This is a genomic window from Variovorax sp. MSC1_012, assembly GCF_023667525.1.
GTDB classification, from domain to species: Bacteria; Pseudomonadota; Gammaproteobacteria; order Burkholderiales; family Burkholderiaceae_C; genus Variovorax; species Variovorax beijingensis_B.
The window spans coordinates 4,738,381-4,760,174 of the sequence record NZ_CM174443.1 but is presented as its reverse complement, the minus strand read 5'-3'; the positions used below and the strand labels follow the sequence as shown (position 1 = coordinate 4,760,174).

Sequence of the window (21,794 nt, the reverse complement as noted above, 5' to 3'; positions counted from 1 at the left end):
GCAGCGACGACACGCAGTGCGGGAGCGTGGGGGCCACATTCATTCGCCTTCGCCGAACTTGTCGTTCATTAATTGAACGAGGGCGTCCATCGCCTCTTCTTCCTGCGGGCCGTTGGTCTCGAGTTCGACGGTCGAGCCGAGCCCGGCGGCCAGCATCATGACGCCCATGATGCTCTTGGCATTGATGCGGCGGTCGCCGCGCGAGAGCCACACCTCGCAAGGAAAGCTGCCTGCGATCTTGGTGAGCTTGGCCGATGCGCGCGCATGGAGGCCCAGCTTATTGCTGATGGTCACGGATTTCTTGATCACTGTGCTTTCTCTTCGCCTGATTCTGGGGTGCCGCCACCGCCACCTGCATGACACCCGCGGTGCCGCCCGCGATGGCGCGCTGCACCAGCGTTTCGAGCGGCTCGTGGCGGTAGGTCACCGCGCGCAGCAGCATCGGCAGGTTGACGCCCGCCACCAGCCGCGAGCGGACGCCGTCCACCAGCTTCTGCGCCACGTTGCAAGGTGTTGCGCCGAACACGTCGGCCAGCACCAGCACCTGCGAGCGCGGCGCATTGAGCTGCTGCGCGAGCGTGATGCGGGCCGCCGCCAGCGTTTCTTCGGGCGACACGTTGGGCAGCACGTCGAGTGCGACGACGGCCTGCTCGCAATCGGGGAACACATGCAGCGCGCACCGCCGCAGCGCCTGCGCGAACGGTGAGTGGGCGATGATGAGGATGCTGTTCATGCGGGTCGTGGGACTACGCACCGATTATGCGGGGGCGCCCAGAGGAAGTAGACATACGACATAACGCAGCAGGCGAGGAAAACGGACAGCGCCGCGCGGAACGAGGCCACCGGATCGAGCCCGGCGCTGGCGAACAGATCGATCAGCAGGCCGATGCCCCACTGCACGACAAATACGCCCGCAAAGACCACCAGGTTGTAGGCCGACAGCGCGCGACCCGCGAGCGCAGTCGGCAAGGCCAGGGCAACGGCGGGCTGGGCCAGCGTGACGACGGTGGAAACGCACAGGAAGACCACCCAGGCCACCGTCCCCGCCGCGGGGCCAGCTATCAAAACCAGAGCAAGCACGAGCATCCCGAGCGGCATGCCCCAAGCCAGCAGCCGGGCGGCGGGAATGCCGCGATGCGCGAGTCGCGGATTGACCATGCCCCAGAGCCCGTAGGTCGCGAGCAGCGCGATGCTGATCCAGAACAGCGCGCCGGCGGCCTCCTGGGGCGTGTAGCCCGCCACGCGCGTGAGCCATGGCACGACCCAGAGCGTCTGCATCGCGACGAAGCCGCCGTAGTTGAAGAAACCGATCGGCGCGAGCTTGCGGAAGAAGGGATCGCGCCATACGGCCGCGTAGCTGCTGCCCTCGCCCTGGTTCTTTTCCCGGGCGGCGCCGTCATGCCATGCCGGCGCGGCCCATGCAATCAGCGCCATCGACACGAGCACGCCCGCTGCCAGCAGCCAGAACAGCGGCCGCCAGCCGAGGTAGGGCATGAGCCACTGCACCGGCAGGGTCGCGCCGACCAGGCCGAACGAGCCCACCATCAGCATCCACGAGTTGCTGCGCAGCTGCATGGGCGGCGTCAGCCAGCGCCGGTAGCCGGTGAGTGGCGCCATCAGGCAGGCGCTCACGCCGACGCCGGTGAGCAGGCGCGCCGCCAGCAGCAGCCAGAAATGCGTGGCCACCGAAAACAGCAGACAGCCGGCCACCGCGGCGCACAGGAAGCAGACGATCACGCGCTTGGGCCCATGGCGGTCGAGCCAGGTGCCCATGGGCAGCTGCGTGAACGCGAAGCCCAGGAAATAGCCGCCCGCGAGCAATCCAAGGTCGCGCGATTCGAGCCCGAATTCAGCGGTGAGCGCGGGCGACAGCGTGGCCGTGATGGCGCGCACCAGCGTCGAGAGGAAATAGGCGAAGGCAAAGGCCAGGAAGACGGTGGCGATCCGCCGCCGTCCGGCAAGCAGGCCGCCGCTCATGGGAGACGCAGGCTCTCGAAGAAGGTATTGGCCGCGTCGGGCGCAGAAGGGCGGCCGAGTACGGTGGCCTGGTAGAGCGAGACACCGCCGTTCTTCTTCGACTGGGCGAACCAGAGCACCTGGACCGGCGCGGCGCCCTTTTGCGGCGGCTGCGCATCGAGCCGCACCGGTGCGGGCGCGGCGATCGCGCGTTTGAATACGGCGGGGGCTTCGGTCATCTGCGCCTCGCCCAGCTGGCTGCGAGTGGCGGCGCGCCATGCCCTGAGCCAGGCCTCGGCCTGCGCCGGACTTTCGGCGGATGCATGGGCCACGGCGAAGGTCGCGCCGCCGGTCTCGCAGCCCGCCATGTCGACCTGCACCGACTCGACGCCGAGCGGCAAGGCGCGATTGGCGCGGTCCGGCTTGCAGGGCAGGAGAACGACCAGGCCGTCATCGGCAACCGGCACCTCGCGCCAGTTGAAGGTGGGGCTGCAGGCGGCAAGCGCGAGTGCGGCGGCTGCGGCCAGCGCGGGCCGGAAACGGGAGTCGGACGATGGCATCGGAAAGCCATTATCGAGCCGCGCGGACGCCCGCCGGCACGATCCGGCGGGCGGAACTAAAATCGGCCGGCCTCCCTCCATCCGCTGCCATGAAAAAATACATCGCCGTCGCCGCAGTCGCCCTTGCATTGGCCGCTGGCGTGGGGGTGTACCTCGGCTCCGGCGCCACCGCGGCACCGGCCTCGACCTTCGTGCTGCTCGACGGCAGCAAGAAAAGCACCAGCGACCTGAAGGGCAAGGTCACCCTGGTGAACTTCTGGGCCACCAGTTGCGTGACCTGCGTGGCTGAAATGCCCAAGGTCATCGCCACCTACGACAAGTACAAGTCCAAGGGCTACGACACGCTGGCAGTGGCCATGAGCTACGACCCGCCGAGCTATGTCGTCAACTTTGCCGAGACCCGCAAGCTGCCGTTCAAGGTGGCGATCGACAACACCGGCAGCGTGGCGCAGGCCTGGGGCGACGTGAAGCTCACGCCCACCACCTACCTGGTCAACAAGAAGGGCGAGATCGTGAAGCGCTACGTGGGCGAACCCGATTTCGCCGAGCTTCACAAGCTGATCGAGAAACTGCTCGCCGAGGCTTGAAATCCGCCCGCTGGAATCATGAAGGCGCTGCGTTCGGCAGCGCCTTTTTTGTTTCCGCCGCTCGGCTACTGGTTGCGGAAGCTGTCGTGGCAGGCCTTGCAGCTCGAGGCGGTGGCGCCGAACTGGGCCTTGAGCGCCTCGACGGTGCCGGCCTTGGCTGCAACCACCAGCTTGCCGGTCTCGGCAACCATCTTGTCCTGGTGCTCCTTGAACTTCGTGGTCTCCTTCCAGACCTCGGGCTTGCCCTTGCCGCCTTCGGTTCCGGCCCCGAAAGCAGTCCAGGGCAACTTGGCCATTTCGGCCACGATCTCGGCGTTGGCGGAGGCGGCCGCCGCATCGTAGGGAATGCGTCCATTGGCCATGGCGCCGACACGGCTGAAATGCTGGCCCATCACGAACAGCGCGCTCTGGCGATACTTGATGGCGTCCTCGGGCTTGGCGAACTGGGCGGCCGCCGGCAGGGAAACCGCTGCGCAGGCAGCGGCCAGCGCGAACGAAGCAAGTCGAGTCATCGGGGGTCCTTGTTGTGGGTTGGGCACCGTCGAAAACGGCGCCGCGCCGAGTGTAGGGGCAGCGTTCCTGGCGCGCATAGCAACAACCCGAAGCATGCAGCGGCCCGGACTTTGCTAATCTGCGCCTTCCGCAGTCTTTTGCGCACCTCGCCTCTTCGATGACCGACTCTTCCGTGGCCGCCATGCAGGCCGCAGCGTCCGACACCCCCGTCCGAAAGCGCATCTGGGATCTGCCGACGCGCGTTTTCCACTGGACATTGAGCGTTGCCGTGATCGGCCTGATCGCCACCGGCCTCGGCGGCGTCATGGAGTGGCACTTCCGCCTGGGCTATACAGTGCTCGCCCTGCTGCTGTTTCGCCTGCTCTGGGGTTTCGTGGGTGGACGCTGGTCGCGTTTTGCCTCGTTCTTCTATGGTCCGGGCTCGGTCGTCGCGTACCTGCGCGGGCGGGCCCATCCCGATCATGTGATCGGCCACACGCCATTGGGCGCCCTCTCGGTTTTCGCAGTGCTCGCGGTGCTCGCGGTACAGGTCGGCACGGGGTTGATGGCGGACGACGAAATTTCCGCAGCGGGGCCGCTCACGCGCTTCGTCTCCGGCAATATGGTGAGCCTTGCCACGGGCTGGCACGAGGGCCCGGGCAAGACGATCGTGATCGCCCTGGTGAGCCTGCACGTGCTGGCGGTGCTCTTCTATGTGCTGGTCAAGCGGCACCGCCTGGTGCGGCCCATGGTGTCGGGCGACAAGCTGGTCGCACCCGCCCACAGCCAGGCGGCGCCCAGCCGCGACGACACCGCCTCGCGCGGGCTCGCGCTGGTGCTGTTCGCCGCATGCGCAGGCGCGGCCTGGTGGATTTCATCGCTGCGTGTATGAGCTTTTCGGTTTCACGCCCCCTGCCGCTGGCCGACACGCCAGCCGTCGTGCTCCTGACGCCGGAGGAACCTGGCGAACTCGATGCGGCGCGCGCGATCTTCCGCGACTACGCCGCCTCGCTGGGCATCGACCTGTGCTTCCAGAACTTCGCGGAAGAAGTCGCCACGCTGCCAGGCGACTATGCCGAGCCGCGCGGCGCCCTGCTGCTTGCGCTGGTCGATGCCGCCCACATCAAGGAAGAGGCCGGGCAACGCGCGCCGACCTTCATGCGCGCCAACGGCACGCTGGCGCACGTGGCCGGCTGCTGCGCGCTGCGCCCGCTCGACAACGCCGACTACGCCAATGCCGCGGAGATGAAGCGGCTGTTCGTGCGGCCCGGCTTTCGGGGGCTGGGGGTCGGCCGGCAGCTCGCCGAAGCCATCCTCGACGCCGCGCGCGGCGCAGGCTATGCCTGTGTGCTGCTCGACACCCTGGACGACATGGAATCGGCCCGCGCGCTCTACGAAGACCTGGGATTCGAGGAAGTGCCGCCCTACTATCACAACCCGATCGCGGGCGCGCACTACCTCAAGGTCGACCTTTAGCCAGCTCAGCCGCGGGCCTGGGCCAGCAGCGTCTCGGCATTGCTGACCTCGAACTTGCCCGGTGCCTCGACGTTCAGCGTCGCCACCTTGCCGTCCTTCACGAGCATCGAATAGCGGTTGCTGCGCAGGCCCATGCCGCGGCCGGCCAGGTCGAGCGTGAGGCCGGTGGCCTTGGCGAAATCGGCACTGCCATCGGCCAGCATGCGCACCTTGGTGCCGGTTTTCTGGTCGCGCGCCCAGGCGCCCATCACGAAGGCGTCGTTCACGCTCACGCACCAGATCTCGTCCACGCCGGCGGCCTTGAAGTCGTCGTAGTGCTGCACATAGCCGGGCACATGCTTGGCCGAGCAGGTGGGCGTGAAGGCGCCCGGCAGCGCGAACAGCGCAATGGTCTTGCCGGCCGTGGCCTTGCCTACGTCCACCGGGTTCGGTCCGATGCTGCAGCCTTCGCCTTCGACCTCGGAATATTCCTGCAGGGTTGCCGAGGGAAGGGTGTCGCCGACTTTGATCATCTGTGTGCTCCTGAAAAAGAAAAACGGCCCACATTGTGGGCCGTTTCCGGATGGGTTGCCTTCGAGAGGCTTCCCGAGGTCGATCAACCAGTGATCAGACCAGCACGGCCTTCTCGACCAGACGGGTCACGACCCAGTTCTTGGTCTTCGAGATCGGACGGCTTTCCGTGATCTCGATGGTGTCGCCCAGCTTGTACTCGCCCTTTTCATCATGGGCGTGGTACTTGCTCGTCTTGGCCACGATCTTGCCGTAGAGCTCGTGCTTCACACGGCGCTCGACCAGCACGGTCACGGTCTTGGCACGCTTGTCGCTGACCACCTTGCCGATCAAGGTGCGCTTGAGGGATTTTTTAGCTTCCGTCATGTTCACTCCTTACTTGGCGGCTTGGGTTTCTTGCTGCTTCTGAGCAAGAATGGTCTTGGCGCGCGCGATGTCGCGGCGCGTCACGCGCAGCGTCGAGGTGTTCGACAGCTGTTGCGTGGCTTTCTGCATGCGCAGGCCGAAATGGGCCTTCTGCAGTTCCTTGACTTCGGTTTGCAGCGCTGCGACGTCCTTCGTGCGCAGGGTTGCAGCCTTGGTCACCTTGGCCGGAGCCGCGGTTTCTTTTTTCTTACGTGTTGCCATGGATGTTCTCCTCTCAGGCGCCGAGCTGGCGAGCGACGAACGTCGTACGCAGCGGAAGCTTGGCGGCGGCCAGGCGGAACGCTTCGCGGGCGAGTTCTTCGGGCACGCCGACGATCTCGAACACGATCTTGCCAGGCTGGATTTCAGCGACGTAGTACTCGGGGTTGCCCTTACCGTTACCCATCCGCACTTCGGCGGGCTTGGTAGAGATCGGCTTGTCCGGGAACACGCGGATCCAGATACGGCCACCACGCTTCACGTGACGCGAAATCGCGCGGCGAGCGGCTTCGATCTGGCGCGCCGTGAGGCGGCCGCGGTCGGTGCATTTGAGACCGAAGTCACCGAAGGCAACCGAGTTGCCGCGGGTTGCGACGCCGGTGTTGCGGCCCTTTTGTTCCTTGCGGAACTTTCTGCGTGCAGGTTGCAGCATTTTTAATACTCCGTAGTTCTAAGACCGATCACTCGGTCTTGGCACCGTCAGCTGCTGCAGCTGGCGCGGCTTTGCGGACGCGCTTAACGGCGGGTTTCGAGTCTGCACCCGGAGCAGCGGGAGCTGCGCCAGTGGCTTCTGCGGGCTTGTCGCTGCCGTCGGCCGGAGCGGTGTTGCCACCGATCGGGCCACGGGCACCGGCGCGCGGGCCGGGACCACGACGGTCCGAACCCGGACGGTCGCCACCCGGGCGGCCATCGCGGCGCGGACCACGCGGACGACGCTCGTCGTCCGGACGCGGCGTCTCGACGGCCGGCAGGTCGTTGCGGCCCAGCGTGTCACCCTTGTAGACCCAGACCTTGACGCCGATGACGCCGTAGGTGGTCTTGGCTTCCGAGGTGCCGTAGTCGATGTCGGCGCGCAGCGTGTGAAGCGGCACGCGACCTTCGCGGTACCACTCGGTACGGGCAATTTCGATGCCGTTCAGGCGGCCAGCCGACATGATCTTGATGCCCTGGGCACCCAGACGCATGGCGTTCTGCATGGCGCGCTTCATGGCGCGGCGGAACATGATCCGCTTTTCGAGCTGCTGCGTGATGCTGTCGGCGATCAGCTGGGCATCGATTTCGGGCTTGCGCACTTCTTCGATGTTCACTGCCACCGGCACGCCGAGCTGCTTGCCCAGTTCGCGCTTGAGGTTCTCGATGTCTTCGCCCTTCTTGCCGATCACGACGCCCGGACGAGCCGAGTAGATCGTGATGCGTGCATTCTTGGCGGGACGCTCGATCATGACGCGCGACACCGAAGCGTTCTTCAGCTTCTTCTTGAGGTATTCGCGAACCTTGATGTCTTCGGCCAGCATGCCCGCGAAATCGCGGTCGCTTGCGTACCAGCGGCTGGACCAGTTACGGGTAACCGCAAGGCGGAAGCCGGTCGGATGGATTTTCTGTCCCATATTTCTTCCAGGCGTTCTTAGTTGCCAACCGTCACGTACACATGGCACGTGGGCTTGCTGATGCGGTTACCGCGACCCTTGGCTCGCGCCGTGAAGCGCTTGAGCGTTGCGCCCTGTTCGACGTAGATGGTCTTGACCTTCAGTTCGTCGATATCGGCGCCATCGTTGTGCTCGGCGTTGGCAATTGCCGACTCGAGCACCTTCTTGATGATCACAGCGGCCTTCTTCTGCGTGAATTGCAGAACGTTGAGCGCTTGATCAACCTTCTTGCCGCGGATCAGGTCAGCGACCAGACGGCCCTTGTCGACCGAGAGGCGGACACCGCGGAGGACTGCACGTGTTTCAGACATGGTCGTTCCTTACTTCTTCTGGACTTTCTTGTCCGCGGGGTGCCCCTTGAACGTGCGCGTGAGCGCAAATTCGCCGAGCTTGTGGCCGACCATCTGGTCGGTGATGTAGACAGGCACGTGCTGCTTGCCGTTGTGCACGGCAATGGTCAGGCCGATGAACTCGGGCAGAACCATCGAGCGGCGCGACCAGGTCTTGATCGGCTTCTTGTCCTTCGTCGTCACTGCCTTGTCGGCCTTGGCCACGAGGTGATGGTCAACAAACGGACCCTTTTTGAGAGAGCGAGTCATTTGCTATCCCTTACTTCTTGCGGCGCGACACGATGAAGACCTGCGTGCGCTTGTTGTTACGGGTACGGTAGCCCTTGGTCAGGTTGCCCCATGGGTCGACAGGATGGCGGCCTTCGCCGGTCTTGCCTTCGCCACCACCGTGCGGGTGGTCGACAGGATTCATCACCACGCCGCGAACGGTCGGGCGAATACCCATGTGACGCTTCACACCGGCCTTGCCGAGCTGGCGCAGGCTGTGCTCTTCGTTTGCGACTTCACCGATGGTGGCGCGGCATTCGATGTGGATGCGGCGCACCTCACCCGAACGCATGCGGACCTGGGCGTAGACGCCTTCGCGAGCCAGCAGCGTGGCCGACGTACCGGCCGAACGCGCGATCTGCGCGCCCTTGCCGGGTTGCAGTTCGATGCAGTGGATCGTCGAGCCGACCGGAATGTTGCGGATCGGCAGCGTGTTGCCGGCGCGGATCGGAGCTTCCGAACCGCTCAGCAGCGTTGCACCAGCCTCAAGACCGCGCGGGGCGATGATGTAGCGGCGCTCGCCGTCGGCGTAGCAGACCAGGGCAATGTGGGCGGTGCGGTTCGGGTCGTACTCGATGCGTTCGACCTTCGCCGGGATGCCGTCCTTGTTGCGCACGAAGTCGACAACGCGGTAGTGGTGCTTGGCACCGCCGCCACGATGACGGATCGTGATGTGGCCGTTGTTGTTGCGGCCGGCCTTCTGGAACTGGGGTTCCAGCAGAGGCGCATGAGGAGCACCCTTGAACAGGTGGTCCCGCGAGATCTTCACCGCGCCGCGTTGGCCCGGCGAAGTGGGTTTCATCTTGATGACGGCCATGATTAAGCGCCTTCCCCGACGAGGTTGAGCTCTTGACCGGGCTTGAGCGTCACATAGGCCTTGCGAACGTTGTCGCGGCGGCCGATGGACTTGCCAAAGCGCTTGGTCTTGCCCTTGGTGTTGAGCACCGACACGCCCTGGACTTCGACCTTGAACATCAGTTCGACAGCGGCCTTGATCTCGGGCTTGGTGGCGTCTTGCAGCACCTTGAAAGTGACAGCGTTCGACTTCTCGCCGACCATCGTGGCCTTTTCGGACACGATCGGGGCGACCAGCACCGCCATCAGGCGGCCTTCTTCGAACGTACGTTCAGCGGCGGTAGGGTTCACGCGGCTCATGCGAACATCTCCTTGAGCTTGTCGACGGCACCCTTGGTGACCAGCACCTTCTTGTAGTGGACCAGCGACACCGGATCGGCGTAGCGGGGTTCGACCACGAGAATGTTCACCAGATTGCGCGAGGCAAGGTACAGGTTTTCGTCGACTTCTTCGGCGATCACGAGCACGGACTCGAGATTCATCGCCTTGAAACGGGCTGCCAGCGGCTTCGTCTTGGGCGAATCCACGGTCAGCGAATCCACCACGGCCAGACGGCCTTCGCGAGCGAGCTGCGAGAAGATGGCGGCCATGCCGGCGCGGTACATCTTCTTGTTGATCTTCTGCGAGAAGTTTTCGTCAGGCATGTTCGGGAAGATCCGGCCACCCCCGCGCCACAACGGCGAGGACGTCATACCGGCACGGGCGCGGCCCGTTCCCTTTTGCTTGAAAGGCTTCTTGGTCGAGTGCTTGACCTGCTCGCGGTCCTTCTGGGCGCGCGTGCCTTGGCGGGCGTTGGCCTGGAATGCAACGACGATCTGGTGGACCAGGTCTTCGTTGTAGTCACGGCCGAACACGGTCTCGGGGGCGTCGTATTTCGACGCGGCCTGGCCTTGTTCGTTCAGGAGTTCGAGTTGCATTACTTCGCTCCTTCAGCCGCTTGCGGCTTGGCCTTGATGGCGGGACGCACGGTGACGAAGCCACCCTTCGAACCCGGGATCGCGCCCTTGATGAGCAACAGTTGACGCGCTTCGTCGATGCGGAAGACATCGAGGTTCTGCGTGGTCTTGGTGACGTCGCCGAGGTGGCCCGTCATGCGCTTGCCGGGGAACACGCGACCGGGGTCTTGTGCCATGCCGATCGAGCCGGGAACGTTGTGCGAACGGCTGTTGCCGTGCGACGCGCGTTGCGAGCTCATGTTGTGGCGCTTGATGGTGCCGGCGTAGCCCTTGCCGATCGAGGTGCCTTGCACGTCGACCTTCTGGCCCACCGAGAACACGCTGCTCGCGGCGATCACGCCGCCAGCCTTGTGCTGGCCTGCGGTATCGGCGGTCACGCGGAATTCGCGGATGATTTCACCAGCTTCGACACCCGCCTTGGCGAGGTGGCCGGCTTGGGGCTTGGTCACGCGCGATGCCTTGCGCGAACCGAACGTCACTTGCAGTGCGACGTAGCCGTCGGTCTCTTGCGACTTGATCTGGGTCACACGGTTGTTGGACACATCCACCACCGTGACAGGAACTGCGTCCCCGTCATCGGTGAAGAGACGCATCATCCCCACCTTGCGGCCCAGCAACCCGAGGGAGTTGCTCAGACTCATTTTGTTTTCTCCAAAAATGGAAACTCCCCTCGCCGCTGCCACTTCAATTGGCGACAGCGTTTGGCCGATTCCCTGTGGGGTCCCGGCCTGCGAAAGAAGGTTGATAAATCTCCGCCCTCACGGCACCCAAATGGACGCACGAAGGGCAGAGCCAGCGATTATAGCCCGCGATGCGGGCGCAGTGCAAGCTGCATTGCGAAGCGGCCTGCAGGGGCATTGCCCCCTGGTTTTCGGCCTTTTTTGCCCGCTTTGGGCCTATTTGACAGGCATCGTGATGATGCTGTCGCCGCCCGGCGTGGCCTTCATTTCGCCGCTGGACTTCAGGGTTGGCGCCGCCGTGCCGGTCTGGATGGGGACCGAAACCACGCTTGAGCCGCCGCCCTGATTGATGAACACATTGAGGTAGGCCAGCCCTTCGGCCTCGCTCACCACGACGACGGTGGCCGTGGTCCGTTTGCCGGCCGGCAGCGCGATGGCGTTGCTTCCCTGAAGGGTCAGTCCCTTGTCGGCGCTCAGGCGGACCGTGGCACCGTCGGCGTCGGTCACGCCGTCGAATTGCAGCACGACAGGCGTGGCCTGGCCCAGCTGCGGCGTGGCGTCGAGCCGATAGTCGAGCTTGACGCCGGCGCCGCCGGGCTTTTGCGGCGCCGTGGTCATCGGGGCGGCATGGCGCTGCGACGCCGGATGCCTGGCGCTGCGCGACCCGGGCTCGCCGTCGGCCGCGGCCGGCGCCGACAGCGCTGCCAGTGCGAGGCACGCGAGGGCCATCATCGAATTCAAACGGATGTTCATGGCGGCCTTTCTTGCTACTGAATGGAGACGTTGAAGCATGCGTCGAGACTGCTTCTGTCCCTCACTGCCAGAACGTACTCGCCAGCCGACAGGCTGACCGTATTGCCGGTGCGGGCAATCCGGCCGCCCCTGAAGATGTCGAAATCGGGGTTGGATCCTGCCGGACCGCCGTTCACGACGATCTGGTAGCTGCGGTTGGCAGGCGCAATGAAACGAACATAGGAGAAGTTGCCGAGCTTGTTGCCCGTGCCGGCAACATTGGAGACGCAAGCCTGGGTCACGGTGCCGCCGACGGTGGCGCTCCTGTACATCGGGAGCACGTTCGGAATCGTCGGGGTGCCGCCGCTGTTCGTTTCCGCGCCGCCGAACGGATCGTTGTCCGTCGCGTTGATGCTCTGCCCGCCGAGCAGGGCAGCCAAGGCCGAAGCGCTGCCCGGGGCGGTCGCGTTGAAGGCCGCCGAGAAAGGGTGGATCGAGGTAACTGCCGCACCGCTCCTGAACTGGAAGCCGGTCAGCGTATCGTGGATCGGCTTGAAGCCGACCTGCTGGTTGAGGTTCCAGAAGATCGATTGGATCGAGGTCTCGTTGTACCAGCCCGGCGTGGTTGTCGCGCCAGCAGAGAGATCGATGTTGGGCCCATCTACCGCCGCTTGCCGCGCGCCCAGCGAGTCGACGTAATTCCGGCGCCCGAGTGCAATGCCCGACCAGGCATTGCCCCAGCCCTCCGAGAAGGCGAGCCGGCGATCGGTACGCTGGCCCTGACTGTGGTCCCCGCCCATCGAGTCGTCGCGGCTGAATGAGGACTGGTAGTAATGACCCCATTCATGGGCGATCACCGAATTGTCGTATTCGTCGGTATCGGCGTCTTCCTTGCCCAGCACATAGATTTCGCGGCCGTTGCTGCCTCTGTCGACGAAGAAGGTGGTGCCGATCTGTCCCGTCGCAAGATTGAAAACATCATCGGTCGGCGCATTGTTCGGACTCCAGAACACGCGCAATACCGGAAACGCCGTTGCGGGCGCCACCGACATGACCTTCTGCATGGCGGTGTAGACCGTATCGAGGATGGCAAAAGGCGCCGCGACCCGGTCCTCGGTGTAGCTCGAGCCACCCCAGCCCGAAGGTGCGTGAAGGTCGCGCACCAAGGCGACCATGCCGGACGAGAAGGTGGGGCTCTGCATGGTGTACAGGCCGCCGGAACGCGTGTTGTCGCGCACCGTCACATCCCAGCTTGCGCCCGGGCCGCTTCGAACCAGCTGGGCCTTGACCCGCACCGCGACCATCGTGTTGGCGGGCACGGACACCGCATAGGCGCCGTTGTCGTCGGTGGTGGCCGTGGCCAGTTGCGCGGACGTTGCCGCATTGAGCACTTCCACACTGGCCCCTCGCACGGGCCTGGGAGCCGAACTGGCATAGACGAGGGAGCCATTCGGATTCGGCACGGACTCATAGGTGGCCGTACCGCTCAGGGTCACCGGACCCGCCACCGGCAGCGGGAAGCCGGCCAGGCCGCCGCCACCTCCCCCGCCTCCGCCACCGCAGCCGGCCAGCAACGCCACCGCGACACATGCCGCGATCCATGCAGAAGAGTTCTTGTAGCTCATAGCGTGTACTGCCCTCGTTTCAGCCCCGGCCCCGCTTGCCTCGAAGAATGCCGGTGCGCGAGGATGCCACAGTTGGGACACAAATGAAAAAAGCCCGCTTGCATTTCTGCAAGCGGGCTTTTCAGGAAACGCAGCGCGAGGCCGGTTTACTGCAGCTTGATTTCGACGTCCACGCCAGCCGGCAGGTCGAGCTTCATCAGCGCGTCCACGGTCTTGTCGGTCGGGTCGACGATGTCCATCAGGCGCTGGTGCGTGCGGATCTCGAGCTGGTCGCGCGAAGTCTTGTTGACGTGCGGCGAACGCAGGATGTCGAAACGCTTCATGCGGGTCGGCAGCGGCACGGGGCCCTTGACGATCGCGCCGGTGCGCTTGGCGGTATCAACGATTTCGGCTGCCGACTGGTCGATCAGCTTGTAGTCGAACGCCTTCAGGCGGATGCGGATTTTTTGCTTGGTAGCCATGATGATTCCTTTGCGTCCGGCTTAGATGTCGAGGATCTTTGCCACGACGCCCGAACCCACGGTGCGGCCGCCTTCGCGGATGGCGAAGCGCAGGCCTTCTTCCATCGCGATCGGGTTGATCAGCTTCACGGTGATGCTGACGTTGTCGCCAGGCATGACCATTTCCTTGTCCTTGGGCAGCTCGATCGCGCCGGTCACGTCCGTCGTGCGGAAGTAGAACTGCGGACGGTAGTTGTTGAAGAACGGCGTGTGACGGCCGCCTTCGTCCTTGGACAGCACGTACACCTCGGCGGTGAAGTGCGTGTGCGGCTTGATCGAGCCGGGCTTGCACAGCACCTGGCCGCGCTCGACTTCTTCGCGCTTGGTGCCGCGCAGCAGCACGCCCACGTTGTCGCCCGCTTGACCCTGGTCGAGCAGCTTGCGGAACATTTCCACGCCGGTGCAGGTGGTCTTGACGGTCGGGCGGATGCCCACGATCTCGATTTCCTCGCCGACCTTGATCACGCCGCGCTCGACGGCGCCGGTCACCACGGTGCCGCGCCCGGAGATCGAGAACACGTCTTCCACGGGCATCAGGAAGGTGCCGTCCACGGCGCGCTCGGGCGTCGGGATGTAGGTGTCCAGCGCCTCGGCCAGCTTCATGATGGCTTCTTCACCGAGCTTGCCCTTGTCGCCTTCCAGGGCGAGCTTGGCCGAGCCGTGGATGATGGGGGTGTCGTCGCCGGGGAACTCGTACTTGTCCAGAAGCTCGCGCACTTCCATCTCGACGAGCTCGAGCAGTTCGGCGTCGTCCACCATGTCGCACTTGTTCAGGAACACGATGATGTAGCCCACACCCACCTGGCGCGCCAGCAGGATGTGCTCGCGGGTCTGGGGCATGGGGCCGTCGGCGGCCGAGCACACGAGGATGGCGCCGTCCATCTGGGCAGCGCCGGTGATCATGTTCTTGACGTAGTCGGCGTGGCCGGGGCAGTCGACGTGAGCGTAGTGGCGGTTGGCCGTCTCGTACTCGACGTGGGCGGTGTTGATGGTGATGCCGCGGGCCTTTTCTTCGGGCGCCGCGTCGATCTGGTCGTAGGCCTTGGCTTCGCCGCCGAACTTGGCCGACAGCACCGTGGCGATGGCCGCCGTCAGCGTGGTCTTGCCGTGGTCAACGTGACCGATCGTGCCCACGTTCACGTGCGGCTTGGTGCGGGTGAATTTACCTTTTGCCATTTTTCAATCCTTGAAAGAGCATTCCCGTGTATTGGTTTTATGTCTGCATCCGATTGCTGGTTCGCCTCGCACGGGAACGCGGCGGCACCGGATCGCAGACAACGAAGGCCACGCACTGCGTGACCCCACATTCTTTTTAATCAGTTGGGGACAGAGCAGATTTGCTGCGCAAATCCTGGTCTGTCCCGCAAAGACATTATTTTGCGCGAGCGGCCACGATGGCTTCGGCGACGTTACGGGGAGCTTCGGCGTAGTGCTTGAACTCCATCGTGTACGTGGCGCGGCCTTGCGACATCGAACGCAGCGTGGTCGAGTAACCGAACATTTCCGACAGCGGCACTTCGGCCTTGATGGACTTGCCGCCACCGATCATGTCGTCCATGCCCTGCACCATGCCGCGGCGTGACGAGAGGTCGCCCATCACGTTGCCGGCGTAGTCTTCGGGCGTTTCGACTTCCACGGCCATCATCGGCTCGAGGATCACGGGGTTGGCCTTGCGGGCGCCTTCCTTGAAACCGAAGATCGCGGCCATCTTGAACGCCATTTCGTTCGAGTCCACGTCGTGGTACGAGCCGAAGTGCAGCGTGACCTTGACGTCGACGACGGGGTAGCCCGCCAGCACGCCTTGCGTCAGCGCTTCCACAACGCCTTTTTCCACTGCGGGGATGTATTCGCGAGGAACCACACCGCCCTTGATGGCGTCGACGAATTCGAAGCCCTTGCCGGCTTCCTGCGGCTCGAGCTTGAGCACAACGTGGCCGTACTGGCCCTTGCCGCCCGACTGGCGCACGAACTTGCCTTCGGCTTCCTCGACGGTCTTACGGATCGTTTCGCGGTAGGCCACTTGCGGCTTGCCCACGTTGGCTTCCACGCCGAACTCGCGCTTCATGCGGTCCACGATGATTTCGAGGTGCAGCTCGCCCATGCCGGCGATGATGGTCTGGCCCGATTCCTCGTCGGTCTTGACGCGGAACGACGGGTCTTCCTGAGCGAGGCGCTGCAGGGCGATGCCCATCTTTTCCTGGTCGGCCTTGGTCTTGGGCTCGACGGCTTGCGAGATCACCGATTCCGGGAACACCATGCGTTCGAGCGTCACGACGGCCGCCGGGTCGCACAGGGTTTCGCCCGTGGTCACTTCCTTCAGGCCCACGCACGCGGCGATGTCGCCGGCGCGGATTTCGTTGACTTCTTCGCGGTTGTTCGCGTGCATCTGCACGATACGGCCGATGCGCTCCTTCTTGCCGCGCACCGGGTTGTAGACGCTGTCGCCCTTGGTCAGCACGCCCGAGTAGACGCGAACGAAGGTCAACTGGCCCACGAACGGGTCGGTCATCAGCTTGAATGCGAGCGCCGAGAACTTCTCGCTGTCGTCAGCCTTGCGGGTGACGGGGGCTTCGTCTTCGTCGGTGCCGTTGACCGGCGGAATGTCGGTCGGAGCGGGCATGTATTCGACGACGGCGTCGAGCATGGCCTGCACGCCCTTGTTCTTGAAGGCCGAGCCGCACAGCATCGGCTGGATTTCGCCGGCGATGGTGCGCTGGCGGATGGCCTTCTTGATTTCTTCCTCGGTCAGCTCGTTGCCTTCGAGGTACTTGTTCATCAGCTCTTCGCTCGCTTCGGCAGCGGCTTCGACGAGCTTTTCGCGGTATTCGTTGCAGACGTCGGTCAGGTTCGCGGGGATTTCACCGTAGGTGAAGGTCACGCCCTTGTCTTCGTCCCAGATGATCGCCTTCATCTTCACGAGGTCGACGATGCCCTGGAAGTGCTCTTCGGCACCGATCGGGATCTGGATCACGACGGGGTTGGCCTTCAGGCGGTCCACCATCATCTGGCGCACGCGCAGGAAGTCGGCGCCGGTGCGGTCCATCTTGTTGACGAACGCGAGGCGCGGAACCTTGTACTTGTTGGCCTGGCGCCAGACGGTTTCCGACTGGGGCTGCACGCCACCGACAGCGTCGTACACCATGACGGCGCCGTCCAGCACGCGCATCGAGCGCTCGACTTCAATGGTGAAGTCCACGTGGCCGGGGGTGTCGATGATGTTGATGCGGTGTTCTTCGAACTTGCCGGCCATGCCCTTCCAGAAGCAGGTGGTGGCAGCCGAGGTGATCGTGATGCCACGCTCTTGCTCTTGCTCCATCCAGTCCATCGTGGCGGCGCCATCGTGCACTTCACCGATCTTGTGGTTCACACCGGTGTAGAACAGGATGCGCTCGGTCGTCGTGGTCTTGCCGGCGTCGATGTGCGCGGAGATGCCGATGTTGCGGTAGCGCTCGATGGGGGTCTTGCGGGACATGATTTACTTTCGGGTTAAATGCGTTGAGCGCTGGGCCTTGAGCACGGGCGACGTCGCCCGACACTCAACACCCAACGCCCAAGCGAAGTTTGATTCTTAGAAGCGGAAGTGGCTGAATGCCCGGTTGGCTTCTGCCATGCGGTGCACTTCGTCGCGCTTCTTCATGGCACCGCCACGGCCTTCCGTGGCTTCCATCAGCTCGTTGGCCAGGCGCAGGGCCATCGACTTCTCGCCGCGCTTGCGGGCGGCTTCCTTGATCCAGCGCATCGAGAGCGCCAGGCGGCGCACGGGACGCACTTCGACCGGCACCTGGTAGTTGGCACCGCCGACGCGGCGCGACTTGACTTCGACCATTGGCTTCACGTTGTTGATGGCGACGGTGAAGGCCTCGAGCGGGTCCTTGTCGGGGTTCTTCTTTTCGATGAAGTCGAGCGCGCCATAGATGATGCGCTCGGCAACAGCCTTCTTGCCGCCTTCCATGATCACGTTCATGAACTTCGACAGCTCGACATTGCCGTACTTGGGATCCGGCAGGATTTCACGTTTGGGGACTTCGCGACGACGTGGCATTTTTCTAACCTCTTTGCTTCAGTTGGCATCGTTTCCGATACCGCGAGAGCCATTCCGGACTCTCACTTACTCGACCCGACATTGGGTCACTTCGTTCGATGTGCCCGCCAAGGCAACCGAACACCGTTTTGTTTTTTACGACAGGAAGGCTTAAGCCTTCTTGGGACGCTTCGCACCGTACTTGGAGCGCGACTGCTTGCGGTCTTTCACGCCTTGCAGGTCGAGCGAACCGCGCACGATGTGATAGCGAACACCGGGCAAGTCCTTGACACGACCGCCGCGAACCAGCACGACGCTGTGTTCCTGCAGGTTGTGGCCTTCGCCGCCGATGTAGGAGATGACTTCGAAGCCATTGGTCAGACGGACCTTGGCAACTTTACGAAGCGCCGAGTTGGGCTTCTTGGGCGTCGTGGTGTAGACGCGGGTGCAGACACCGCGGCGTTGCGGCGAGTTCTGCATGGCAGGGCTCTTCGAATTGATCTTTTCGACCGTTCGACCCTGACGCACCAGTTGATTGATGGTTGGCATGAATGAATTAGTCCCAAAACAACCCGGCCCTGGCTGTGAAGCCGCCCCTGACTTGTCGTGACGCAAGGCAAGGAAACCGGGAATAACGAAAACGTGAAACCCTTCGGAAAATTCCGAAAAGCCCACGAGTATAGCAGGCGGGCTTGAAACGGCAAGGACAGCGCCGGCCGGCGTTGCCTGGCGCCCTTCCTTACTTGATCCAGAGCCGGACGGCATCCCAGGCGCGGCCGAGGATGCCCGCCTGCTCGACGCCTTCCAGCGCCACCAGCGGCACGTCCGCCAGGGGCTGGTCGTCCAGCGTCACCTTGAGCGAACCCACCGGCTGGTACTTGGTGAACGGCGCCACCAGCGGATCGGGGCGCGCCACCTGGGTCTTGATCTTGCTAGCGGTACCGGCCGGTACCGCGACCACGATGGCCTCCGGGCGGCCCAGCTTGAGCGTGTTGGCCTTGCCCTTCCAGACCGCCGGCGTGGCGGCCGGCTGGCCGGCGTCGAACAGGCGCACGGCGTCGTAGGCCGTGTAGCCCCAGTTCAGGAGCTTCTGCGATTCGTTCGCGCGCACGGTTTCGCCCGAGGTGCCCAGCACGATCGACAGCAGCCGGCGCCCGCCGGTCAGGTTGGGGAAGTCGCGCTTGGCGGTGGCGATCATGCAGTAGCCGGCCGCCTCGGTGTGGCCGGTCTTCAGGCCGTCGACGGTCGGGTCGCGGAACAGCAGCAGGTTGCGGTTGGTGTCGTTGGTCGACGGCGTTCCAGGATAGCGGTACTTCTTGATCGCGTAGTACTTGGCTTCCTCGGGGAAGTCGCGCACCAGGCGCGTCGCGAGAATGCTCAGGTCGCGCGCCGTGGTGGTGTGGCCGGGCGCGGTGAGGCCTTCGGGGTTCTTGTAGGTCGTGTTCTTCATGCCCAGCACCTTGGCCTGCGCATTCATGAGCTCGACGAAATGCTCCACGGTGCCGCCCACGCCCTCGGCCAGCGCCACGGTGGCGTCGTTGCCCGACTGCACGATGAGCCCCTTGATCAGGTCTTCGACCGGCACCTGCATCTTGGGATCGATGAACATGCGCGAACCGGGCATCTTCCAGGCGCGCTGGCTGACCGGCAGCGTCTGGGCCAGCGTGATCTTCTTGGCGCGCAGCGCGTCGAACACGACGTAGGCCGACATCAGCTTGGTAAGCGACGCCGGCTCCACGGGGCTGTCGATGTCCTTCTGCGCAAGGATCTGGTTGGCCGTGACATCGAGCAGCAGGTAGCTGCGCGCGGCGATCTCGGGCGGCGCCGGCACCTGGGCAGCGGCGATCATGCAAGCCGATGCGGCGGCGGCCAGCACCAGCGCGCGAAACGCGTCAAAAAAACGATTCATGGGAGCAATAGGGAGAGACGGGAGGAGACGAAAACACAAGCCCGTGAGGCTTTTCACGCGGCGCCCGCGCGCAGATGGCGGACGACCAGACTTTTGAGGAGCGGCAATTGTCCGTGAAAGAAATGGCCGCCCCCCGGAATAACCGTGACAGGGAGTGACTGCGGCCGCGCCCAGTCCATGACCGCCGCCAGCGGCACTGTGTCGTCGGCTTCGCCGTGGACCACCAGCGTGCACTCGTGCGCCTCAGCCGGCAGCGTGGGCACGGAGAAGCGCGAAGCCGCCGTTCCGACAAGCACGAGCTGCCGCAGGTCGCGGCTGGCCCAGAGCTTTTCGGCCGCGCAGCTTGCCACGAAGGCGCCGAACGAAAAGCCGGCAATCGCCAGCGGGCCCTCGGGCGCGAGCTGGGCGACGACGTTCAACATGTCTTCGCACTCGCCGCGCCCTTCGTCGTGCGCGCCTTCGCTCGCACCCACGCCGCGGAAGTTGAAGCGCACCGCGGTCCAGCCGCAGGAGACGAAGGCGCGCGCCAGGGTCTGCACCACCTTGTTGTCCATGGTGCCGCCGAACAGCGGATGCGGATGGGCGATCACGACGACGCCGCGCGCGGCATCCGCTGGCTGATCGCGCTGCACCTCGATGACGCCGGCGGCGCCCTGGAGGCGGATCTTTTCGGTCTGGGAATTCATGATGAGAGGAATGGAACTGACCGGCCCCGAGGGCTTGGGTGCACGGTACGAGCGCGGGATCCCGCCAAAAGTTCAGCGGCCCACATCGGGAGGCAGCAGCAGGCGCTCGACGACCTGGCCGTTCTTCAGGTGCGAGTCGACGATCTCGTCGATGTCGTCGGCATCGACGAAGGTGTACCAGACCGCTTCGGGATAGACCACCGCCACCGGGCCGCCGGCGCAGCGGTCCAGGCAGCCCGCCTTGTTGACGCGCACCTTGCCGGGCCCGGCCAGCCCCGCCTCCTTGACCTTCGCCTTGCAGCGGTCGAAACCCGCCTGGGCGTTGTGCAGGGCGCAGCAGTCTTCCCCGTTCTTGCGCTCGTTCAGGCAAAAGAAGATGTGGCGGCCGTAGTAGCCGCGCGGCGCGGCGGAAGAGGAACTGGGCATCGGGAGATTTTAGTGACGCCCGCCGCACGCCATCAGCCGGCCGGCCGCCCCCGGCGCGACAGCGCCGCCACCACATACGCAAGAACCGCGAACGGCCAGAGCCACCCGAGCCACTGCGCCAGACCGTGGAAGCGGATGAAGCGTCCCTGCTCCCAGGTGGCGAGGGTCTGTGCGAAATACGCGCTCTCGGGCGCCTGGTTCAGCAGGCTCAACTGGATCACCAGCGCCACCAGCAGCAGGGCCGCGCACAGCCGGCGCGGCGCCCCGAGCAGCAGCACGCCGGCAACCAGCGCCGTCGCAATGCCGACCTGCACCGGCAGGCCCAGCCATGCCCATGCGTGCTCGGGGCCGTAGCTCAGCGCCGCCGACAGCGCCGAGGCGCCGATGCCCGCGAGCAGCGTGAGCGGCAGCAGCACGGCACGCCGGGCGACCGTGCGCGTCACCATGAAAGCCAGCAGGCACGGCACCAGGGCACCGAGCATCACGCACAGCAGTTCGACAGCCGGCACCAGCGGCTCCAGCTCGAACTGGCGCAGCGGCATCCAGTCGATGAAGGGCGTGTCGAGCAGCCACTCCGAGACCGCGACCTCGAGCCGCTCGAACACCTGGCCGAGGCCGAAGGTCACGGCAGCCGGGAACAGCAGCGCCAACGGCCACAGCGCGAGCAGCACCAGCGCGCCGCGCGAATCGTCGACGAACCACTGCGAGCGCGTGCGGCTCCAGTGCGCCACCGCGCCAAGCCGTTCGAGCCCCGCCGCGAGCAGGGCCCCCAGCAGCGCGCCGGAACTGTTCAGGCCCAGGTCGACATTGGAAGGAATGCGCGCGGGCAGATAGCTCTGCAGCGTTTCCATGGCAAAGGCCACGGCCGTGCCGGCCAGCGTGGCGCGCAGCACCGCACGCCAGACGCTGGCGTCGCGCCGCGTTCGCAATACCGCCAGCGCACACAGGAAGCCGAAGGGAACGTAGCCGCCCACGTTGACCGCGAAATCGAAGCCCGTCCAGTACTTGGGCCACGAGGCCGACAGGTAGGCCCACGGCGCAATGCCCTGGTCGCGCCAGTCGGCGAACGGGTACAGGCTGGCATAGACGATCAGCGCCGCGTAGGCCAGCGCCAGGGGCAGCGCGGCGGACTTGTGCTGCGTCTCCACCGTGGCT

The 21,794-nt window shown here is 64.8% G+C and carries 30 protein-coding genes; 3 read left to right on the top strand and 27 right to left on the bottom strand.

From position 1 onward, the window contains the following. Window positions 1-39: 39 nt before the first annotated feature. Genes L1081_RS22380 through L1081_RS22365 form a run of 4 tightly spaced genes read right to left on the bottom strand, consistent with a single transcriptional unit; the run spans window position 40 to window position 2,516 of the window. Window positions 40-309 (bottom strand): HPr family phosphocarrier protein, encoded by a 270-nt coding sequence (locus tag L1081_RS22380; RefSeq protein ID WP_015867655.1) that lies wholly within the window; start codon window positions 307-309, stop codon window positions 40-42. Then, window positions 278-733, bottom strand: a complete 456-nt coding sequence (locus L1081_RS22375; protein WP_021012782.1) for a PTS sugar transporter subunit IIA — start codon at window positions 731-733, stop codon at window positions 278-280. Before L1081_RS22375 ends, L1081_RS22380 begins: the two co-directional genes overlap by 32 nt. Further along, window positions 730-1,977, bottom strand: coding sequence for an MFS transporter (locus L1081_RS22370; protein WP_489414126.1), 1,248 nt, complete (start codon window positions 1,975-1,977; stop codon window positions 730-732). The genes L1081_RS22375 and L1081_RS22370 overlap by 4 nt, the downstream gene beginning before the upstream one ends. Then, entirely contained in the window at window positions 1,974-2,516 is a 543-nt protein-coding gene (locus L1081_RS22365) for a hypothetical protein (protein ID WP_489414125.1), read from the bottom strand. The genes L1081_RS22370 and L1081_RS22365 overlap by 4 nt, the downstream gene beginning before the upstream one ends. A gap of 89 nt (window positions 2,517-2,605) precedes the next feature. On the opposite strand from L1081_RS22365, the gene L1081_RS22360 reads away from it, so the two are divergent. Beyond that, a complete protein-coding gene (locus L1081_RS22360) occupies window positions 2,606-3,103 on the top strand; it encodes a TlpA disulfide reductase family protein (protein WP_489414124.1) in 498 nt (165 codons plus the stop codon). A gap of 65 nt (window positions 3,104-3,168) precedes the next feature. Here L1081_RS22360 and L1081_RS22355 read toward each other — a convergent pair whose 3' ends face one another. Further along, complete coding sequence (locus tag L1081_RS22355; RefSeq protein ID WP_489414123.1) at window positions 3,169-3,615, bottom strand: cytochrome c; 447 nt, start codon at window positions 3,613-3,615, stop codon at window positions 3,169-3,171. Window positions 3,616-3,773: 158 nt separating this feature from the next. On the opposite strand from L1081_RS22355, the gene L1081_RS22350 reads away from it, so the two are divergent. Together L1081_RS22350 and L1081_RS22345 are read left to right on the top strand one after the other, a co-directional pair. Then, a complete protein-coding gene (locus L1081_RS22350) occupies window positions 3,774-4,487 on the top strand; it encodes a cytochrome b/b6 domain-containing protein (RefSeq protein WP_489414122.1) in 714 nt (237 codons plus the stop codon). Next, a complete protein-coding gene (locus L1081_RS22345) occupies window positions 4,484-5,071 on the top strand; it encodes a GNAT family N-acetyltransferase (protein WP_489414121.1) in 588 nt (195 codons plus the stop codon). The genes L1081_RS22350 and L1081_RS22345 overlap by 4 nt, the downstream gene beginning before the upstream one ends. 5 nt (window positions 5,072-5,076) lie before the next feature. Here the strand turns inward: L1081_RS22345 and L1081_RS22340 are convergent, their stop codons facing one another. The 22 genes from L1081_RS22340 to L1081_RS22235 all read right to left on the bottom strand — a co-directional run bounded on the left by L1081_RS22340 (window position 5,077) and on the right by L1081_RS22235 (window position 21,787). Further along, complete coding sequence (locus tag L1081_RS22340; RefSeq protein ID WP_489414120.1) at window positions 5,077-5,583, bottom strand: redoxin family protein; 507 nt, start codon at window positions 5,581-5,583, stop codon at window positions 5,077-5,079. Window positions 5,584-5,677: 94 nt separating this feature from the next. Continuing rightward, a complete protein-coding gene (rpsQ, locus tag L1081_RS22335; RefSeq protein WP_015867662.1) occupies window positions 5,678-5,947 on the bottom strand; it encodes a 30S ribosomal protein S17 in 270 nt (89 codons plus the stop codon). Between the two features lie 9 nt (window positions 5,948-5,956). Continuing rightward, window positions 5,957-6,166, bottom strand: coding sequence for a 50S ribosomal protein L29 (gene rpmC / locus L1081_RS22330; RefSeq protein ID WP_041946241.1), 210 nt, complete (start codon window positions 6,164-6,166; stop codon window positions 5,957-5,959). A gap of 55 nt (window positions 6,167-6,221) precedes the next feature. Next, a complete protein-coding gene (rplP, locus tag L1081_RS22325; protein ID WP_015867664.1) occupies window positions 6,222-6,638 on the bottom strand; it encodes a 50S ribosomal protein L16 in 417 nt (138 codons plus the stop codon). 28 nt (window positions 6,639-6,666) lie between these two features. Continuing rightward, entirely contained in the window at window positions 6,667-7,593 is a 927-nt protein-coding gene (rpsC, locus tag L1081_RS22320) for a 30S ribosomal protein S3 (protein ID WP_015867665.1), read from the bottom strand. 17 nt (window positions 7,594-7,610) lie between these two features. Then, window positions 7,611-7,943 (bottom strand): 50S ribosomal protein L22, encoded by a 333-nt coding sequence (gene rplV, locus L1081_RS22315; protein WP_007838134.1) that lies wholly within the window; start codon window positions 7,941-7,943, stop codon window positions 7,611-7,613. A gap of 9 nt (window positions 7,944-7,952) precedes the next feature. Further along, window positions 7,953-8,231 (bottom strand): 30S ribosomal protein S19, encoded by a 279-nt coding sequence (gene rpsS / locus L1081_RS22310; protein ID WP_007838132.1) that lies wholly within the window; start codon window positions 8,229-8,231, stop codon window positions 7,953-7,955. Window positions 8,232-8,241: 10 nt separating this feature from the next. Next, complete coding sequence (gene rplB / locus L1081_RS22305; protein WP_015867666.1) at window positions 8,242-9,066, bottom strand: 50S ribosomal protein L2; 825 nt, start codon at window positions 9,064-9,066, stop codon at window positions 8,242-8,244. A gap of 2 nt (window positions 9,067-9,068) precedes the next feature. Continuing rightward, window positions 9,069-9,404, bottom strand: a complete 336-nt coding sequence (gene rplW / locus L1081_RS22300) for a 50S ribosomal protein L23 (RefSeq protein WP_007838129.1) — start codon at window positions 9,402-9,404, stop codon at window positions 9,069-9,071. After that, window positions 9,401-10,021 carry a 50S ribosomal protein L4 gene (gene rplD / locus L1081_RS22295; protein WP_013543942.1) on the bottom strand — a complete coding sequence of 207 codons (621 nt, stop codon included), beginning with the start codon at window positions 10,019-10,021 and terminating at the stop codon, window positions 9,401-9,403. The genes rplW and rplD overlap by 4 nt, the downstream gene beginning before the upstream one ends. After that, window positions 10,021-10,701: a 50S ribosomal protein L3 gene (gene rplC, locus L1081_RS22290; RefSeq protein WP_021012791.1), complete on the bottom strand. Its 681-nt coding sequence runs from the start codon at window positions 10,699-10,701 to the stop codon at window positions 10,021-10,023. Before rplC ends, rplD begins: the two co-directional genes overlap by 1 nt. Before the next feature lie 255 nt (window positions 10,702-10,956). After that, window positions 10,957-11,493 (bottom strand): hypothetical protein, encoded by a 537-nt coding sequence (locus L1081_RS22285; RefSeq protein WP_489414119.1) that lies wholly within the window; start codon window positions 11,491-11,493, stop codon window positions 10,957-10,959. Window positions 11,494-11,507: 14 nt separating this feature from the next. Beyond that, on the bottom strand, window positions 11,508-13,097 hold the full coding sequence (locus L1081_RS22280; protein ID WP_489414118.1) for a hypothetical protein: 1,590 nt from the start codon (window positions 13,095-13,097) through the stop codon (window positions 11,508-11,510). A 146-nt stretch (window positions 13,098-13,243) separates the two neighbouring features. Beyond that, window positions 13,244-13,558, bottom strand: a complete 315-nt coding sequence (gene rpsJ / locus L1081_RS22275; protein ID WP_007838118.1) for a 30S ribosomal protein S10 — start codon at window positions 13,556-13,558, stop codon at window positions 13,244-13,246. A gap of 21 nt (window positions 13,559-13,579) precedes the next feature. After that, window positions 13,580-14,773, bottom strand: coding sequence for an elongation factor Tu (gene tuf, locus L1081_RS22270; protein ID WP_012745744.1), 1,194 nt, complete (start codon window positions 14,771-14,773; stop codon window positions 13,580-13,582). A 196-nt stretch (window positions 14,774-14,969) separates the two neighbouring features. Continuing rightward, window positions 14,970-17,069 carry an elongation factor G gene (gene fusA, locus L1081_RS22265; protein ID WP_489414117.1) on the bottom strand — a complete coding sequence of 700 codons (2,100 nt, stop codon included), beginning with the start codon at window positions 17,067-17,069 and terminating at the stop codon, window positions 14,970-14,972. Between the two features lie 96 nt (window positions 17,070-17,165). Further along, window positions 17,166-17,639, bottom strand: coding sequence for a 30S ribosomal protein S7 (rpsG, locus tag L1081_RS22260; protein WP_007829591.1), 474 nt, complete (start codon window positions 17,637-17,639; stop codon window positions 17,166-17,168). Window positions 17,640-17,789: 150 nt separating this feature from the next. Then, window positions 17,790-18,167, bottom strand: a complete 378-nt coding sequence (gene rpsL / locus L1081_RS22255; protein WP_013543948.1) for a 30S ribosomal protein S12 — start codon at window positions 18,165-18,167, stop codon at window positions 17,790-17,792. A gap of 190 nt (window positions 18,168-18,357) precedes the next feature. Then, complete coding sequence (locus L1081_RS22250) at window positions 18,358-19,527, bottom strand: D-alanyl-D-alanine carboxypeptidase family protein (RefSeq protein ID WP_489414116.1); 1,170 nt, start codon at window positions 19,525-19,527, stop codon at window positions 18,358-18,360. A 53-nt stretch (window positions 19,528-19,580) separates the two neighbouring features. Further along, window positions 19,581-20,213 (bottom strand): alpha/beta fold hydrolase, encoded by a 633-nt coding sequence (locus L1081_RS22245; protein WP_489414115.1) that lies wholly within the window; start codon window positions 20,211-20,213, stop codon window positions 19,581-19,583. Window positions 20,214-20,285: 72 nt separating this feature from the next. Next, on the bottom strand, window positions 20,286-20,639 hold the full coding sequence (locus tag L1081_RS22240; protein ID WP_015867673.1) for a (2Fe-2S) ferredoxin domain-containing protein: 354 nt from the start codon (window positions 20,637-20,639) through the stop codon (window positions 20,286-20,288). Between the two features lie 32 nt (window positions 20,640-20,671). Next, window positions 20,672-21,787, bottom strand: a complete 1,116-nt coding sequence (locus L1081_RS22235) for a VanZ family protein (RefSeq protein ID WP_489414114.1) — start codon at window positions 21,785-21,787, stop codon at window positions 20,672-20,674. Window positions 21,788-21,794 lie beyond the last annotated feature (7 nt).

Excerpts from the sequence above, each read along its gene's own strand:
- L1081_RS22360 (WP_489414124.1), top strand. The coding sequence starts at position 2,606 with ATGAAAAAATACATCGCCGTCGCCGCAGTCGCCCTTGCATTGGCCGCT.
- L1081_RS22365 (WP_489414125.1), bottom strand. The coding sequence starts at position 2,516 with ATGCCATCGTCCGACTCCCGTTTCCGGCCCGCGCTGGCCGCAGCCGCC.
- rplP (WP_015867664.1), bottom strand. The coding sequence starts at position 6,638 with ATGCTGCAACCTGCACGCAGAAAGTTCCGCAAGGAACAAAAGGGCCGC.
- L1081_RS22250 (WP_489414116.1), bottom strand. The coding sequence starts at position 19,527 with ATGAATCGTTTTTTTGACGCGTTTCGCGCGCTGGTGCTGGCCGCCGCC.
- L1081_RS22245 (WP_489414115.1), bottom strand. The coding sequence starts at position 20,213 with ATGAATTCCCAGACCGAAAAGATCCGCCTCCAGGGCGCCGCCGGCGTC.
- tuf (WP_012745744.1), bottom strand. The coding sequence starts at position 14,773 with ATGGCAAAAGGTAAATTCACCCGCACCAAGCCGCACGTGAACGTGGGC.
- rplD (WP_013543942.1), bottom strand. The coding sequence starts at position 10,021 with ATGCAACTCGAACTCCTGAACGAACAAGGCCAGGCCGCGTCGAAATAC.
- rplB (WP_015867666.1), bottom strand. The coding sequence starts at position 9,066 with ATGGCCGTCATCAAGATGAAACCCACTTCGCCGGGCCAACGCGGCGCG.
- rplC (WP_021012791.1), bottom strand. The coding sequence starts at position 10,701 with ATGAGTCTGAGCAACTCCCTCGGGTTGCTGGGCCGCAAGGTGGGGATG.
- rpsJ (WP_007838118.1), bottom strand. The coding sequence starts at position 13,558 with ATGGCTACCAAGCAAAAAATCCGCATCCGCCTGAAGGCGTTCGACTAC.
- L1081_RS22280 (WP_489414118.1), bottom strand. The coding sequence starts at position 13,097 with ATGAGCTACAAGAACTCTTCTGCATGGATCGCGGCATGTGTCGCGGTG.
- rpsG (WP_007829591.1), bottom strand. The coding sequence starts at position 17,639 with ATGCCACGTCGTCGCGAAGTCCCCAAACGTGAAATCCTGCCGGATCCC.
- L1081_RS22240 (WP_015867673.1), bottom strand. The coding sequence starts at position 20,639 with ATGCCCAGTTCCTCTTCCGCCGCGCCGCGCGGCTACTACGGCCGCCAC.
- rplW (WP_007838129.1), bottom strand. The coding sequence starts at position 9,404 with ATGAGCCGCGTGAACCCTACCGCCGCTGAACGTACGTTCGAAGAAGGC.
- rpsS (WP_007838132.1), bottom strand. The coding sequence starts at position 8,231 with ATGACTCGCTCTCTCAAAAAGGGTCCGTTTGTTGACCATCACCTCGTG.
- L1081_RS22370 (WP_489414126.1), bottom strand. The coding sequence starts at position 1,977 with ATGAGCGGCGGCCTGCTTGCCGGACGGCGGCGGATCGCCACCGTCTTC.
- rpsL (WP_013543948.1), bottom strand. The coding sequence starts at position 18,167 with ATGCCAACCATCAATCAACTGGTGCGTCAGGGTCGAACGGTCGAAAAG.
- L1081_RS22345 (WP_489414121.1), top strand. The coding sequence starts at position 4,484 with ATGAGCTTTTCGGTTTCACGCCCCCTGCCGCTGGCCGACACGCCAGCC.
- rpsQ (WP_015867662.1), bottom strand. The coding sequence starts at position 5,947 with ATGACGGAAGCTAAAAAATCCCTCAAGCGCACCTTGATCGGCAAGGTG.
- L1081_RS22340 (WP_489414120.1), bottom strand. The coding sequence starts at position 5,583 with ATGATCAAAGTCGGCGACACCCTTCCCTCGGCAACCCTGCAGGAATAT.
- L1081_RS22285 (WP_489414119.1), bottom strand. The coding sequence starts at position 11,493 with ATGAACATCCGTTTGAATTCGATGATGGCCCTCGCGTGCCTCGCACTG.
- rpsC (WP_015867665.1), bottom strand. The coding sequence starts at position 7,593 with ATGGGACAGAAAATCCATCCGACCGGCTTCCGCCTTGCGGTTACCCGT.
- L1081_RS22375 (WP_021012782.1), bottom strand. The coding sequence starts at position 733 with ATGAACAGCATCCTCATCATCGCCCACTCACCGTTCGCGCAGGCGCTG.
- L1081_RS22355 (WP_489414123.1), bottom strand. The coding sequence starts at position 3,615 with ATGACTCGACTTGCTTCGTTCGCGCTGGCCGCTGCCTGCGCAGCGGTT.
- fusA (WP_489414117.1), bottom strand. The coding sequence starts at position 17,069 with ATGTCCCGCAAGACCCCCATCGAGCGCTACCGCAACATCGGCATCTCC.
- rplV (WP_007838134.1), bottom strand. The coding sequence starts at position 7,943 with ATGTCTGAAACACGTGCAGTCCTCCGCGGTGTCCGCCTCTCGGTCGAC.
- L1081_RS22350 (WP_489414122.1), top strand. The coding sequence starts at position 3,774 with ATGACCGACTCTTCCGTGGCCGCCATGCAGGCCGCAGCGTCCGACACC.